Here is a 14,676-nt window from a genome sequence, read left to right as displayed (position 1 = left end):
TGCTTTTGTCCTTTTATAGGAGATAAAATATGAGGGCCAGGATAGGTTTGTCAAGATGTGATTATAGTTATCCACATATTCAGGATAATTTGTGGGTAACTCTAGCAAACCCAAACCAGTAATGTTTTCGAAAATAAATGTCTTTAGGGGATAGAAGTCCCCTGTTATATCCACAAAGTTGTGGATAAAGTGGATAACTTGGTGGATAAATATGGTTTTTGTGCAAAAAAAGCTATTCTACCGCCGTATAATTAAGTTAATTAAGTTGCTTGCTATATTGCTTTCCTGTGGATAAAGGGGATGGTAATCAACAGAAAAATAATTTCCATGATTCGAGTGAATTTGACAATTATGCAAACACCCTTGTCAAAACTCTACGGTTTATCATTAACAAAAAAGCTGATTCCGTCAAGGAATCAGCTTTTAAGTATTGTTAAATGTTCCACGCCGCATGGCAGCAGGAAATGCACTGGAATGGTCCAATTTTATTCCAAAGCTAATTCTTCCCACTCTTCATAAGCCTTGGCCAGTTGAAGCTTGTGATCCTCTGCTTTCTCCTGGAGTTCTTGCAGCTTCATGTAGTCCTGATATATTTCAGGCAGGGCCATCTGAGCCTCAAGCTCCGTAATCTCCGTTTCCAGCTTCGCAATCTGTTGTTCCAGAGCTTCCTGCTTGCGCTGGCGGTTACGTTCTTCGCGTTTGGCCTGCTTGTCCGCTTCGAATGAGGCGGCTCCGGATTTTTCGGTTGAGGATAGGGCTGGATCAGATTTAGCCGAGTTTTTGGAAGAGGCAAGGCGTGCTTCAGCCGCTTCGCGAGCGATATCTTCAAGCTCCTGTTTCTTCTCCACATAGTCATCATAATTGCCCAGGTAATGTTCTGTTCCACCCGGATGCAGTTCAACAATGCGTTCAGCCATTTTATTGAGGAAATACCGGTCATGCGAGATGAACAGCAACGTGCCTTCATAGTCCATCAGTGCTGCTTCAAGTACTTCTTTGGCGAACAGGTCGAGATGGTTCGTAGGCTCATCCAGAATGAGCATATTGGCTTCCTTGAGCATGAGCTTGGAGAGGGAGACACGTGCTTTTTCACCACCGCTGAGCGATGAGATTTTTTTGAGTACATCATCTCCACTGAACAGGAAGTTGCCTAGCACCGTACGAATCCGTGCTTCCTCCATGCCTGGATAGGCACTCCACAGCTCTTCCAATACCGTATTGGAAGGATTAAGTCCCGTCTGCTCCTGATCGTAATAGCCAATCTGCACCTTGGTACCCCATTGGATCTCACCGCTTACAGGACGCAAACTTCCGGTGAGGCATTTCAGCAAGGTGGATTTACCTATACCGTTTGGACCGATCAAAGCAACCGTTTCCCCGCGTCTTAGATCAAAAGATACATTGCGGAACAATGGCGAAGCCTCATCGTAGGCAACGGAAAGCTGATCCACACGGAGCACTTCTTTACCGGACATGACAGCCGTTTCAAAAGAGAAATGAGCTTTCTTCAGATCTCCCATCGGTTTGTCGAGCCGTTCCATCTTATCGAGTGCCTTGCGGCGGCTCTGTGCCCGTTTGGTCGTTGAAGCACGTACGATATTCTTCTGAACAAAGTCCTCCATTTTGGAGATTTCATCCTGTTGTTTCTCATATTGCTTCATCTGGCTTTCGTACTCGGCAGCTTTTAGTTCCATGTATCGGCTGTAATTGCCCGTATATTTTCTGGAGCGGTGTCGTTCGATCTCCACGATGGTTGTTACAAGCCGGTCAAGGAAATACCGGTCATGGGATACAACCAGCAAGGCGCCTGAATAACCTCTGAGGTAGTCTTCCAGCCACGTGAGGGTGGCGATGTCGAGATAGTTGGTAGGCTCGTCCAGCATGAGCAGGTCAGGGGCCTGAAGCAAAATGCGAGCAAGCGCAAGACGTGTCTTTTGTCCGCCGCTCAGTGTGGCAATCTGAGTATCTGGTGAAAATTCACCGAAGCCCATCCCGTGAAGTACACTGCGAATACGGGTTTCCATCTCATAACCGCCATGATCCTTGAACCAGTCCGAGCGTTTGGCATAACGTTCAAGCAGATCGGCGTATTTTTTTTCGTCTTCCATCTGTGCGGGGTCGGCAATATCCTGTTCCATCTGGCGCAAATCCGCTTCAGCCTGGGTCAGATGGGCGAATACGTTCATCATTTCTTCCCATATGGAGCGATCGGATTGCAGTCCGCTGTTCTGGGCGAGGTAACCAAGCGTTGTTTCCTTGGATTTGAAAATCTGTCCGCCATCATAGGACATTTCCCCTGCTACAATTTTGAGCAAAGTGGATTTTCCTGCTCCGTTAACACCAACGAGGCCGATGCGCTCGCGTTCTAATATTTGTAAGTTCACGCCGTCCAGGATTGGATCGACACCAAAACGTTTGATAATTCCGGATACTTGCAGCAGCATAAAATTAAGTTCCTCCATAGGTCCAGTTCTTGATATGACAACTATATCCCAGTTTACATGAAATACAGAGCAAATGCACCGATTAGGAGTGCCTGGGGCGTGTAGTCTTTTTGGTCAATCAATGATAAACTGAAAGAAGGCATGTTAATACATGAGGATTTTGCAGAAAATGAATCATTTTAACGATTCCAACACGATGGCAACTGGTGCATAACATATAAATGGTTTTAATTGAGAGCTAGTTTACCTTCCCGATCAACAGGAGGTTATTCAAGGACATGCAGGATCATACGGAACAGAAAATCCGTCTTCGTTCCAAGCTGAGACAGAGCCGGGATCTGATGGATGAAAGCATGCGTCAGCAGGCGATGACTGAGATCAATGATGTGACGAAGCGGGAGCTGGAGCGCCTTAGGCGGGACAAATGGAAGCTGGGGAACAAGCGGCTTATGATTTTCAGCTATTTGTCTTATGGAAGCGAAGCATCTACGGCCTTTTTATTTGAAGAAGGCTGGAAGCATGGTGATCGGATGATCGCACCGAAAGTGCTGGACAATCCGGCTCGTATGGAGTTGCGGCGTGTCATGGGTGAACAGGATATTCAGCCAGGAATATGGGGGATACCTGAACCCAAGAATTCCTGTGAAGTGCTGCAACCTGATAGCTGGCCGGATATCGATCTTGTCATCGTACCGGGGCTAGGATATGACCTTCAAGGAGGGCGCATTGGTTATGGCGGCGGTTATTATGATCGTTTTGCCGAGACACTTGCAGCGAAATGTGCAATGACGGACAAAAGACCACTGATGGCTGCATTGGTATTGCCAGGCCAGCTTCAAGATGAAATTCCGATGGACCCGCTTGATCTGCGGATTGATCTGTTGATAACAACCGAAGGTATATTACATATCGTATAAAGGGTTGTGATGTGATTGAATTCAGAAACGAATAACGACCAGGCTTCCGGCAGTAAACTGACTCATTTTAATGAACAGGGACGAGCTCGGATGGTTGATATTTCGGGTAAGGAAAGTACCGTGCGAACAGCTGTTGCGGTATCCAAAGTGACGATGAATCCGACTACGCTTGAAGCGATTCGGGAGGGCCGCATCGGTAAAGGTGACGTTCTGGCTGTGGCCCAAATTGCGGGTATTCAGGGCGCCAAGAAAACGTCGGACTGGATTCCGATGTGCCATCCATTGGCATTGACGGGTGTGGATATTCGTTTTCATGATAACGGTGTCGATGAATTGCAGATTGAAGTTACGGTCAAAACCGAAGGGAAGACAGGTGTCGAGATGGAGGCGCTCACGGCGGCGTCGGCTGCGGCACTGACGATCTATGACATGTGTAAAGCCATGCAAAAAGATATGATTATCGGTCCAACCATGCTTAATTTCAAAAGTGGTGGCAAAAACGGCGATTTCAGCCGATAAGGGACATTTATTTTCATAGAGGAGAAGGGTGATCTTTATGGTGTGGAGAACAGCAATCCTGACAGCCAGCGACAAAGGGGCCCGCGGGGAACGTGAGGATACGAGTGCCCAAGTGATCCGGGAACTTGTGGAAGAAGAACTGGGTGGGGAAATCGTGGAGTACCGCATCGTTCCGGATGAACCCGATGAGATTATTGCGGCTTTGATTGAAATGACAGATTATTTTCACGCTGATTTGGTATTGACCACTGGGGGAACGGAGCTTGCGATTCGTGATATTACTCCAGAAGCGACAAGGCGGGTTATTGAACGGGAAGTTCCAGGCATGGCTGAAGCCATGAGATACAGTGTCATGGGCAAGAATCGTTCTGCCATGCTGTTCCGCGGCGTATGCGGCATTCGCGGACGTACATTGATTGTCAACCTGCCAGGTACACCGAAGGGTGTGCATGAGCATTTGGCGGCTATTATGGATCAGCTTCCGGAAGCTCTGCTGATGGTTACGGGTCAGTTCAAGCAATAAGAGTGAATCATATAGTAGCGGGTGTGAAATCAAGCAGGGAGAAATGATTGGATGTCGAGGTCTCTTTTGTGAATAATGTGGGTTATGTAAGTGGTTACATCTATGGTATGATTGACATAATTCAAAATGAAGCAAAGACATCTATGAGCCTATGGCCAAGCGTGTGCATCTTTGAAGCTTGAAACGAGGAGGAATAATATCAATGTTAAGTTCCATTGGACCAACAGGTTTTATTTTGCTGGCCGTTATCGCGTTGCTTTTGTTTGGACCTAACAAGCTTCCGGAATTGGGGCGGGCAGTCGGACGCACTTTCCGTGAATTCAAAGAAGGCGCACGTGAGATTATTTCGGATGATGATTCATCCAGTCGCAAGGAGCAGGAAAAGGCGAAGCCACTGGCATCTGAGACTGCATCTACAGACAAGCCTGAGGATAAACGCCTGCCGGAATAACTTTGACGGCAATGAAAGAGAAATCCCTTCCTGCCGGAAGGGTTTTGTATTTTAAGCTGGCAACAATGGGGGGCAGGCATGACGCAGCAGAAGGAAGAAATGACGCTTACAGAACATTTGAGTGAGCTGCGCAAGCGGTTGATTTATGTGTTGAGTATTTTTATTTTGGGACTGGTGGCAGGCTTTCTGGTGGCGGACCCAGTGTATCAATATCTGACGAAGGCAGAGACTGCTCAGGGGTTTGTGCTGCATGCATTCTCGTTCTGGGACGGGATTGGCATCTACATGAAGATTGCCGGACTATTCTCGCTGGTCATTACGCTGCCGTTTACGGTGTTTCAGCTCTGGAAGTTTGTCAGTCCAGGTCTGCGCCCGCGTGAGCGAAAAGCCACGTTGAAGTATGTACCTTATGTATTTCTGTTATTTCTGATCGGGTTAGCTTTCTCGTACTACGTTGTTTTCCCGATGGCACTTTCTTTTACTTCATCGATTACGGAAAAAATGGGGCTTGTCGAGACTTACGGAATGAAGCAGTATTTCAGTTTTTTGTTTGGTATTGTACTGCCGGTGTCCCTTTTGTTCGAACTTCCGTTAATTATTATGTTCCTGACAGGGCTGCGGATATTGAATCCGATAAGGCTTCGCAAAATGCGCAGAGTCGCTTATTTTGTCCTGATTTTCATTGCAGTTGTGGTTACACCACCTGACTTTATTTCCGATTTTCTAGTGATGATTCCGTTGTTACTGTTATATGAGATTAGTGTGTTTCTGTCTGGCTTTGTGTATCGTAAACAGCTTGCAGCTGATGCAGAGGCTGAGTCCCGTTACATCCGTGCCGAGGACAATCAGAGCGCAGTATAACAAGAGAGATTCCATAGGATGTTGTAATCGTAATAATTTTGCATGGTGCCCGTCCCGGGATAAGGCGGTCAGTTCTTACCCGGGATATGAAAGGCGACAAACTTTTACGGTTATATATTCTGATGGACGGGACAAGCAGGCATATTATGTTCAACAATGGATACAATGGAAAAGGGCTGACTGAGAACGATGCAGGAGGACTTACGGATTCTGTGGAATAAGTAATAAGGTATTATGGCATTTACGCAGGCCAATTGGGAGTTTTTTGGCCGGGTTCATGTAAATACAACGTAAAATCTCGCAGGAATTCATGAAAAGGACTTGAAATCATGCTTCAAGTTGAAGTATCATAAAGTTGGTTGTTAGCACTGAACACTGTCGAGTGCTAATACATATGGCTACAACCTACAATGTAACGTTATATAATTTCAAAAGGAGGCTATTTTTCATGATCAGACCTTTAGGTGAACGCGTATTGGTAGAACCACTGGAGCAAGAGCAAACAACTTCTTTCGGGATCGTACTGCCGGACTCCGCTAAAGAAAAACCGCAAGAGGGTAAAATTATTGCTGTTGGCGCTGGAGTATTGAAAGACGGAGTACGTGTAGCTCTGGAAGTGAAAGAAGGAGATCGCGTTATTTTCTCCAAATATGCCGGTACAGAAATCAAGTTCGAAGGTAAAGAATATTTGATTATGAAAGAAAGCGATATTCACGCGATTCTCGACTAATTCAAATTTAATCGGTTAACCGAACCATATAGCAACACCATTTTACACAATATACTAGGGAGGTTTTCTTACCATGGCTAAAGACATTAAATTCAGTGAAGACGCTCGTCGTTCCATGCTTCGTGGTGTGGACGCATTGGCTAATGCAGTTAAAGTAACACTCGGTCCTAAAGGCCGTAACGTGGTTCTGGAGAAAAAATTCGGAAGCCCGCTCATCACGAATGACGGTGTAACGATTGCTAAAGAAATCGAACTGGAAGATGCATTCGAGAACATGGGTGCACAACTGGTTAAAGAAGTAGCAACCAAAACAAATGATGTTGCCGGTGACGGTACAACAACTGCAACTGTATTGGCTCAAGCGCTGATCACAGAAGGTTTGAAAAACGTAACTGCAGGCGCTAGCCCAATCGGTATCCGTAAAGGGATCGACAAAGCGGTTAAAGCTGCTGTAGCTGAACTGCAATCCATCTCCAAACCAGTTGAAACCAAACAATCCATCGCACAAGTTGCAGCGATCTCTGCAGCTGACGAAGAAGTAGGCGAACTGATCGCTGAAGCTATGGAAAAAGTGGGTAAAGACGGCGTTATCACGGTTGAAGAATCCCGTGGATTCGCTACAGAGTTGGAAGTGGTTGAAGGTATGCAATTCGACCGCGGTTACATCTCTCCATACATGATCACGGATACGGACAAAATGGAAGCAGTTTTGGACAACCCGTACATCCTGATCACAGACAAAAAAATCTCCAACACGCAAGAAATCCTGCCATTGCTTGAAAAAATCGTTCAACAAGGCAAACCGCTTGTATTGATCGCTGAAGATATCGAAGGCGAAGCACTGGCGATGCTGGTTGTGAACAAATTGCGTGGTACATTCAACGCTGTAGCTGTTAAAGCTCCTGGCTTTGGTGACCGTCGTAAAGCAATGCTGCAAGATATCGCTGCCCTCACTGGTGGCCAATTGATCACGGAAGAACTGGGTCTGGACCTGAAATCCGCTGTTGTGGAACAACTGGGTACAGCTCGTCAAATCCGTGTAACGAAAGAAAACACAATCATCGTTGACGGTGCTGGTAACAAATCCGATATCGATGCACGTGTAAGCCAAATCCGTACACAACTGGAAGAAACAACTTCCGAGTTCGACAAAGAGAAACTGCAAGAGCGTCTGGCTAAATTGTCCGGCGGTGTAGCAGTAATCAAAGTCGGTGCGGCTACTGAAACAGAATTGAAAGAACGCAAACTACGCATCGAAGATGCCCTGAACGCAACTCGCGCTGCGGTTGAAGAAGGTATCGTATCCGGTGGTGGTACAGCGCTCATGAACGTATACAACGCGGTTGCAGGCGTAGCCCTGTCCGGTGACGAGCAAACAGGCGTAAACATCGTCCTGCGCGCTTTGGAAGCACCAATCCGTACTATCGCAGCTAACGCTGGCGAAGAAGGTTCCGTAATCGTGGAACGTCTGAAAAAAGAACAAACTGGCGTAGGCTTCAACGCTGCGACTGGCGAGTGGGTTAACATGATCGAAGCGGGTATCGTTGACCCTGCGAAAGTAACACGTTATGCATTGCAAAACGCTGCTTCCGTAGCAGCAATGTTCCTGACTACTGAAGCGGTTATCGCTGACAAACCAGAACCTGCAGGCGCTGCTGGCGTTCCTGACATGGGCGGTATGGGTGGAATGGGCGGCATGATGTAATAAAGGTGTAAAAACCTTTTAATGCCGATAGATGAAAGGCTCCCGAAAGGGAGCCTTTTTTCATTAATTAGATAGGGTGCTTTGAATTTATGTTTTAATAACTGGGGGGAGGAAATCATTTGAGAAAGAGTACAAAGTGGACATTATGGATTCTAGGCTTGATGCTCGCTGCAATTTTCATCAACTTCTATATGAATCTATATAGCTTCGCTTATGCACTGATTACCGTGCTTTTACTTGTATTTATGGGGTGGGGATTCTTAGCCAAGTTAAAGAACGACGTTCGACAACATGAAGATCATCATAGAAGAGAGCACCAGTCTGCGATCGATGACATCGATCGATACACGAGGTAGTAATCAATGAACCTGCCATACATAGCTTTGTTGTTAACGGACATGTTTACAACTTTTGTCCATCAATAGTTTAAAGGCTCCCACTTGGGAGCCTTTCTTTATTCAGATACAGGAGTGGATATGAAGGAGAGGCTAACGAAGTTTGCAGAAGGGAGAAGGAATGTTGAGTCGTTCCTATCTAAACGACTGGTTTGCACATTTGCAACTCACTCAACAGTTGTTATTTCAAAAATAGAAACATTGTCTTGAATGCTGAAGTGATATTCAAATCCATTTCGAACAGTCGCTCCATCAAATTCACTCTGACTTACATCGCGATCCAATATGCCGATATCCTGAATCACCTCTTGCGCATCATTATATGTGTATTCATTATTGGTTGTCAGAATAAGAGTAGCGATAGCAGTCAACAGGATTCCACCCGTTGGTTCGCTGACATCACCAGTCCCGTATAACCTGACTTCTTTTACTTTTTGATTCGAATTTAATTTACCAACCAATCGTAAATCATCATTAAATACATACTCGAAAGCGCCAGTATCCTGCTCTGAAGAGGCTTTCATATTCAAGCGGGTAATACTCAAACCGTTCAGTCGGTATTTGCCCACGGCGACATTAAACTTGTTTTTGAATTCCTCTGCTGTCATATAGAAGCTAGAGGCATTCGTTTGGGTTAGAGGTGCGTGATCTACCTCTGTTGTATCAGCGCCTGATTCGTGTTTCTCCGTCTGATCTGTTCCAGATGATTGCGGAGGATTTGAAGGTAAAGCCAATATGCCATACATTCCGATCGAAGCAATTGCAAAACATGCCGCCGTTAGCATAACATGCCTTATCGGTATCCTGTTATGTTTCCTCATGGATAAGATCATCAAAACAAGAAATACGAAGAAGGCTATAAAACTAAGGATGAATAGTATTGTAAACAGATATTGCAAATTCTCACCTCATAATGCATCGTTATTTCCTACTTTCATTATAATGTTCCTTCGTGAAACTTTAAACCTGCACTTGTCACCTCCAAACAGCACTGCCAGCATTCTATGCCAGCAGTGCTGTTTTTTTCTGATCATCGCTTGGAGTTAATCCAGCAAGGAAAGTGTGACTCGAATCGAGTTATCTATAAATGAACGATTGGGACGGGATTTCATGAAAACGGTCAGTCCAATTAGCGATACGATAAGTGCTTGGGCGACAGCCTTGGCGTCCAGGGAAGGGTTAAGTTCACCTGATCGCATTCCCCGCTCAATATTTTCCTGAAAGATGACCGACAGGTACATCTGATGTTCCCGGGTGAGAATTTCAAATTTCTCATCATGGGGTGCAAGCTCAACCATCGTATTGATGCAAAAGCATCCACGACTGAGTCGCTCTGCGTTGTATTCTTCATCCACGATTTCTGCAAAAAAAGTACGAAAGGCCTCTTTTACCGATGAAATACCTGCCAGTCTGGTTCGCATCTCTGCGGCACGGGCCATCGTGTATTTCCGTAGCGACGTCTCAAACAGTTCTCTTTTATCTCCAAAAGTGGAGTATATACTGGGCCTTTGGATGCCCATTCTCGAAGTCAAATCGCTTAATGAAGTGGCCTCATATCCTTTTTCCCAAAAAAGCTGCATCGCTGCATCCAGTACTTTCTCTTCGTCAAATTCGCGAGTTCTCGCCATAATAAATGCTCCTTGTTACTTATATTTTCTAAAGTATAGATATTTTGTATTGGATCATGTAGATCTTGTTTTGCTAATTATATTTCTTACTCATCAGTATGATATATACTATATAACTCTCAATTATTTGTCAAACAAACGTCTTTTTGATGATGTATTTAAGAAATATGATATAGATTTGATGCAAATAAAATGATTGACATTAGGCGAAACAGTAAGATATATTAACTACCTAAATAACATACCGATCGGTAATTTATTTTGTCAGTAACAGTCCAGTTTTGAATAAAGGAGAAATGAGTTATGGAAATAGGAATTACTTCCTTTGTGGAGACGACACCCGATCTTCGCACAGGTGAGGTCATAAGTCATGCACAGCGATTGCGTGAAGTAGTGGAGGAAATCGTACTAGCCGATCAGGTGGGGCTGGATGTATTTGGCGTAGGAGAACATCATCGTAAAGATTATGCCGCTTCTTCTCCTGCGATGGTGTTGTCCGCAGCTGCATCCCTGACCAAGCGTATTAGGCTCACTAGTGCAGTAACAGTACTTTCGTCGGCTGATCCGGTACGTGTGTTTCAGGATTTTGCCACACTGGATGGCATTTCGAATGGACGTGCAGAGATTATGGCAGGGCGGGGCTCCTTTACCGAATCATTCCCATTGTTTGGATACGAATTAGGTGAGTATGACGAGCTGTTCGATGAACATCTGGAACTGTTGCTCAACCTGCAAAAGTCCGAAATAGTCAACTGGCGAGGTGGGCACAGACCTGCAATACATAATCTGGGCGTATATCCGCGGCCTGTGCAGAGTCCTTTACCCATATGGATTGGCAGCGGGGGCAATCAGGAATCGGTGGTTCGTGCTGGGTTGCTGGGACTTCCGTTGACGTTGGCTATTATTGGCGGAAGCCCGGAACGTAATTTTGCCCCTCTTGTACAGTTGTACAAGCAGGCAGCGGCACATGCCGGACATGACGCTTCGAGGCTTACCGTAGGGTCGCATTCGCTCGGATTTGTGGCTGAAGATACAGAGCTGGCTGCTGATCTGTTCTTTCCTTCTACTCAGGCGGGCATGAACAAAATCGGCAAGGAACGGGGATGGGGACATTACAGTCGTGCCAGCTTTGATGCTGCACGTAGTCACGACGGTGCTCTGTATGTAGGTGATCCGGAGACGGTTGCCCGGAAGATTGTTCATCTACGCAAGAATGTGGGCATTACACGTTTCATGATGTACGTTCCCATTGCTACGATGCCGCATGATCAGGTGATGAGAGCGATCGAATTGCTCGGAACAGAGGTCGCTCCTCGAGTACGGGCAGAGTTGGCTAAGTGGGAAGCTGAGCATGGACATAAAGCATAGAAAACATACACTGAAGGAGGAATTGTATATGAGTTTTATAGATCGGGTGGTACCTGAATTAAGAGATGCATTAACCCAGTTTCCGGGCTTTAACTTGAAGGGGGGACTGGAGGTTAGCCGGGCGATGCTCATGAATCCACCGATTGAGAAGTCGGAAGACGTACGCACCACAAAGAGAATTATTGCAGGGACAGCAGGAGACATGCAGGTCAAAATATATGAACCGGCTGAGCGTACTGGAGATAAGTTGCCAGCGATGTTGTGGATTCATGGAGGAGGATATGTGCTGGGACATCCGGATATGGATGATGCGTTATGTGAGCGCTTTGTACAAGCGGCACATTGCGTAGTTGTATCGGTTGATTACCGCCTGGCCCCTGAGCATCCTTATCCCGCTGGTCTTGATGACTGCTATGCAGGTCTTGTATGGATGACAGACGAAACAGAGTCACTCGGCATTGATCTCACCAGGGTCGCAATTGCTGGAGCAAGTGGAGGGGGAGGACTGACTGCAGCGCTTGCACAAATGGTCCGTGATAAAGGTGGACCGAGTCTAATCTTCCAAATGCCTTTGTACCCGATGCTTGACGATCGCAATATTTCGGCTTCGAGCCATGAAATTACGGATCAAAATGCTACATGGAATCGGACAAATAACTTGGAGGCATGGAGTATGTACCTTGGAGGAGAGATGGAGGGATTGGGAGAAAACGAAGGACACAACATGCCTTCCTACGCTGTCCCGGCAAGAACTGAAAATCTGGCAGAGTTACCTCCTATGTATACGTGTGTTGGCCAGCTCGATCTATTTCGAGACGAGACAATCGAATATGTGACACGCCTTGCGGCAGCTGGAGTGGATGTCGAAATGCACCTATATCCTGGTGCTTATCATTGCTTCGAAGTGTTTGTGCCTGATGCGGAAGTTAGCCAGCGGGCTAGTCAGGATTATATTCGTGCCATGGCTAGAGCGCTTAATCCTTCATGGGAGAAATAAATGTCTCCGGCGTTGTTCATAAAAATTGATGTTCTTTTCATCTTCATTTCAGATTCCGTTAAGGTAGCTGGGGTAAGATAAGTCTTGTAAACCCCTTCTCGTGTTAAATAGATGTGTGACTAGCCCCGTCGGATCGTCCGGCGGGGCACTTTTTTTCTTCATTTTTATCCGTTAATGGTATGATAGATAAATATATACATGCTAGTAACGGAGGGATGGTTCGTGGACCCCAGCCTGCATCCGCTGTTCAGACCCATTCAGATGAATGGGACGGATAGGAAAACGTATTATATTGAGCAAATACCCTCTGTTTCCCTGATGGCTCATGTAGCCTGTTATTGGGAATCGGGTTCTATTCCGCATGAGGGAGAGCGAGATCAGGACACGATCTCAGTGCCCGCTCGGGTATTGCCAGATGGCTGCACGGACATGCTGATTACATACGACTCGGTCCGTTCGGTTCATTCCTATGCGTATTGTGGCAATTATTCGCATCCGTTCGCTCTGCCCGAGTCATCCGATGTCATTCCTTCCGCAGATTACACATTTGGCGTACGTTTTTTTCCGGGTGGAGCATACGTCTTTCACGGTTTGCCATTGGAAGGATTTACGGACATGCGAATTCCGCTTGAGGAATGTTGGCCGCTCAGATTGAATGAGCTTCAGGAGCGGATAGCTGGAACGAAAACCTTTGAAGAACGGGTGCAGGTAATGAATGCCTATCTGATTCCATTATCCGTGCAAACCAGTACATATGAGAATAATCTGATGAAAAATGCATTGCATCGCATCTTTATCGATGGGGGGCGTATGAGCGTCAGTGAGCTGGCCATGCGTGAAGTTGTTAGCGAACGCCAGCTGAATCGGAAGTTTGCAGAATGGATCGGAATCAGTCCGAAGCGATTCAGTGAGGTGGTTCGTTTTCACCGCGTCCTAGGCAGTATTCATCAGGGGCATACGGCGGATGGGGCAGCGCTGGCCCTGAATCATGGTTTTTTTGACCAAGCCCACTTGATTCGACAATTCCGCAAGTTTTATGGAGAAACTCCACTGACCGCTGCCAAAGAACATCAACAAAGGTTGTCCGATTTGTACAATAACTCGGTTGTCTCTTCCGATATACTTAGATCGTGAGAATAATAGTAAAGGAGATATCATATATGAATGGAACATTGCAAATTCGGGATCATCTGCTCAATGAATTGGAGACGGGAGTACGTACGGGGGCGAGTCTGATCCGCCTGATCCGTCCAGAGGATTGGGCGTACCGCCCGCAGGACAATATGCGTTCACTGGTGGAACTGGTCCATCATTTTATTCAAATCACGGCATCGGACCTTGCCATTATGCAGGAGAAGAGCGAAGCCGAGGTTGGTGTGGTAGAGAATAGCCTGTCAGGGATCGAGGATATTGAAAAACTGGAGGCAACACTTTGGGGAAATTTGGAAGCTTACAAAGCTTATATTGTATCACTGAGCGAAGAAGATCTGTTGAACCGCTCAACCAAAGCTTTCTATATGGAGCATGGTCATTTGCAGGCTCAATGGCAGATTGAAACGCTAACGCATGTATTCCATCACCGTTCACAGTTGTATAATTACCTCAAACAGCAGGGGCATGAGCTGAACTTTTTCATGCTGTATGCTTAATAATCTCACAATATGAGTTTCATGTAAGTGGCTCCGCTGGATGATCTGGCGGGGCTTTTTGATTACTTTAGTCTAGCATCTCTATCAAAATGGACGTTATCACACGGTCATTTTACCGTTACATTAATAGATTTCAAGCATAGAATACCGTATCAAAGCAAAAGGAGGTGATTTCCATGGCCATCCTTTTACCGCAACAATTTTACAATTTGGCTGCAAGCGTGGGCAAATCGTACTACGAAAACCTGGCTGGAGGGACCAATGCCAGCATTACGGTTAACAACTTTGGTCCTTTCCCGGTAGACCTGGTTGTGACTCGTGTTAACGCTCCAGTGATCACGTATTTGATCCCTGCTGGCAACAGCCTTACGTTGTCTGTTGATTTGCTGCTCGTAGCTGCTTTGTTGACTACTCCCGCAGGTGCTTCAACAGGTACAATTCAAATCGCAACAGCTGATTTCTAATGAATGTAGCATGCTTTGTGAACCT

At 46.0% G+C, this 14,676-nt stretch carries 17 protein-coding genes; 14 read left to right on the top strand and 3 right to left on the bottom strand.

Annotation, left to right across the window (positions count from 1 at the left end; genetic code table 11):
* Positions 1–485 precede the first annotated feature (485 nt).
* Positions 486–2,444, bottom strand: coding sequence for an ABC-F family ATP-binding cassette domain-containing protein (locus MHB84_RS06435; protein ID WP_076291527.1), 1,959 nt, complete (start codon positions 2,442–2,444; stop codon positions 486–488).
* Positions 2,445–2,722: 278 nt separating this feature from the next.
* On the opposite strand from MHB84_RS06435, the gene MHB84_RS06430 reads away from it, so the two are divergent.
* The 9 genes from MHB84_RS06430 to MHB84_RS06390 all read left to right on the top strand — a co-directional run bounded on the left by MHB84_RS06430 (position 2,723) and on the right by MHB84_RS06390 (position 8,506).
* Positions 2,723–3,361 carry a 5-formyltetrahydrofolate cyclo-ligase gene (locus MHB84_RS06430; RefSeq protein WP_076291528.1) on the top strand — a complete coding sequence of 213 codons (639 nt, stop codon included), beginning with the start codon at positions 2,723–2,725 and terminating at the stop codon, positions 3,359–3,361.
* A gap of 15 nt (positions 3,362–3,376) precedes the next feature.
* Positions 3,377–3,880 (top strand): cyclic pyranopterin monophosphate synthase MoaC, encoded by a 504-nt coding sequence (gene moaC / locus MHB84_RS06425; RefSeq protein WP_076291529.1) that lies wholly within the window; start codon positions 3,377–3,379, stop codon positions 3,878–3,880.
* Between the two features lie 37 nt (positions 3,881–3,917).
* Positions 3,918–4,403, top strand: a complete 486-nt coding sequence (locus MHB84_RS06420; protein ID WP_024630749.1) for a MogA/MoaB family molybdenum cofactor biosynthesis protein — start codon at positions 3,918–3,920, stop codon at positions 4,401–4,403.
* Between the two features lie 202 nt (positions 4,404–4,605).
* Complete coding sequence (tatA, locus tag MHB84_RS06415) at positions 4,606–4,854, top strand: twin-arginine translocase TatA/TatE family subunit (protein ID WP_076291530.1); 249 nt, start codon at positions 4,606–4,608, stop codon at positions 4,852–4,854.
* A gap of 78 nt (positions 4,855–4,932) precedes the next feature.
* On the top strand, positions 4,933–5,715 hold the full coding sequence (gene tatC / locus MHB84_RS06410; protein WP_076291531.1) for a twin-arginine translocase subunit TatC: 783 nt from the start codon (positions 4,933–4,935) through the stop codon (positions 5,713–5,715).
* An 86-nt stretch (positions 5,716–5,801) separates the two neighbouring features.
* Positions 5,802–5,936 carry a hypothetical protein gene (locus tag MHB84_RS06405; RefSeq protein ID WP_310852227.1) on the top strand — a complete coding sequence of 45 codons (135 nt, stop codon included), beginning with the start codon at positions 5,802–5,804 and terminating at the stop codon, positions 5,934–5,936.
* 227 nt (positions 5,937–6,163) lie between these two features.
* Positions 6,164–6,445, top strand: a complete 282-nt coding sequence (groES, locus tag MHB84_RS06400; protein WP_024630746.1) for a co-chaperone GroES — start codon at positions 6,164–6,166, stop codon at positions 6,443–6,445.
* A gap of 73 nt (positions 6,446–6,518) precedes the next feature.
* Positions 6,519–8,150: a chaperonin GroEL gene (groL, locus tag MHB84_RS06395; RefSeq protein WP_063564477.1), complete on the top strand. Its 1,632-nt coding sequence runs from the start codon at positions 6,519–6,521 to the stop codon at positions 8,148–8,150.
* Positions 8,151–8,269: 119 nt separating this feature from the next.
* The gene (locus MHB84_RS06390; RefSeq protein WP_076291532.1) at positions 8,270–8,506 is read left to right on the top strand and encodes a hypothetical protein; all 237 of its coding nucleotides are present in this window, start codon (positions 8,270–8,272) and stop codon (positions 8,504–8,506) included.
* 206 nt (positions 8,507–8,712) lie between these two features.
* Here MHB84_RS06390 and MHB84_RS06385 read toward each other — a convergent pair whose 3' ends face one another.
* Complete coding sequence (locus MHB84_RS06385) at positions 8,713–9,291, bottom strand: hypothetical protein (protein WP_341143014.1); 579 nt, start codon at positions 9,289–9,291, stop codon at positions 8,713–8,715.
* Between the two features lie 297 nt (positions 9,292–9,588).
* Positions 9,589–10,173 (bottom strand): TetR/AcrR family transcriptional regulator, encoded by a 585-nt coding sequence (locus MHB84_RS06380; RefSeq protein WP_076291534.1) that lies wholly within the window; start codon positions 10,171–10,173, stop codon positions 9,589–9,591.
* A gap of 303 nt (positions 10,174–10,476) precedes the next feature.
* On the opposite strand from MHB84_RS06380, the gene MHB84_RS06375 reads away from it, so the two are divergent.
* The 5 genes from MHB84_RS06375 to MHB84_RS06355 all read left to right on the top strand — a co-directional run bounded on the left by MHB84_RS06375 (position 10,477) and on the right by MHB84_RS06355 (position 14,651).
* Complete coding sequence (locus MHB84_RS06375) at positions 10,477–11,541, top strand: LLM class flavin-dependent oxidoreductase (RefSeq protein ID WP_076291535.1); 1,065 nt, start codon at positions 10,477–10,479, stop codon at positions 11,539–11,541.
* A 28-nt stretch (positions 11,542–11,569) separates the two neighbouring features.
* On the top strand, positions 11,570–12,538 hold the full coding sequence (locus MHB84_RS06370; protein ID WP_076291536.1) for an alpha/beta hydrolase: 969 nt from the start codon (positions 11,570–11,572) through the stop codon (positions 12,536–12,538).
* Positions 12,539–12,760: 222 nt separating this feature from the next.
* Positions 12,761–13,672, top strand: a complete 912-nt coding sequence (locus MHB84_RS06365; RefSeq protein WP_076291537.1) for a helix-turn-helix domain-containing protein — start codon at positions 12,761–12,763, stop codon at positions 13,670–13,672.
* Between the two features lie 26 nt (positions 13,673–13,698).
* Positions 13,699–14,187 (top strand): DinB family protein, encoded by a 489-nt coding sequence (locus MHB84_RS06360; protein WP_076291538.1) that lies wholly within the window; start codon positions 13,699–13,701, stop codon positions 14,185–14,187.
* Positions 14,188–14,363: 176 nt separating this feature from the next.
* Entirely contained in the window at positions 14,364–14,651 is a 288-nt protein-coding gene (locus MHB84_RS06355; RefSeq protein WP_076291539.1) for a hypothetical protein, read from the top strand.
* The last annotated feature ends 25 nt before the right edge of the window (positions 14,652–14,676 follow it).

Origin of the sequence: Paenibacillus sp. FSL F4-0087, from assembly GCF_038020215.1 — a bacterium.
GTDB classification, from domain to species: domain Bacteria; phylum Bacillota; class Bacilli; order Paenibacillales; family Paenibacillaceae; genus Paenibacillus; species Paenibacillus taichungensis.
Note: the sequence above shows the minus strand (reverse complement) of the source record. Positions and strands in the feature narration are given on the sequence as shown.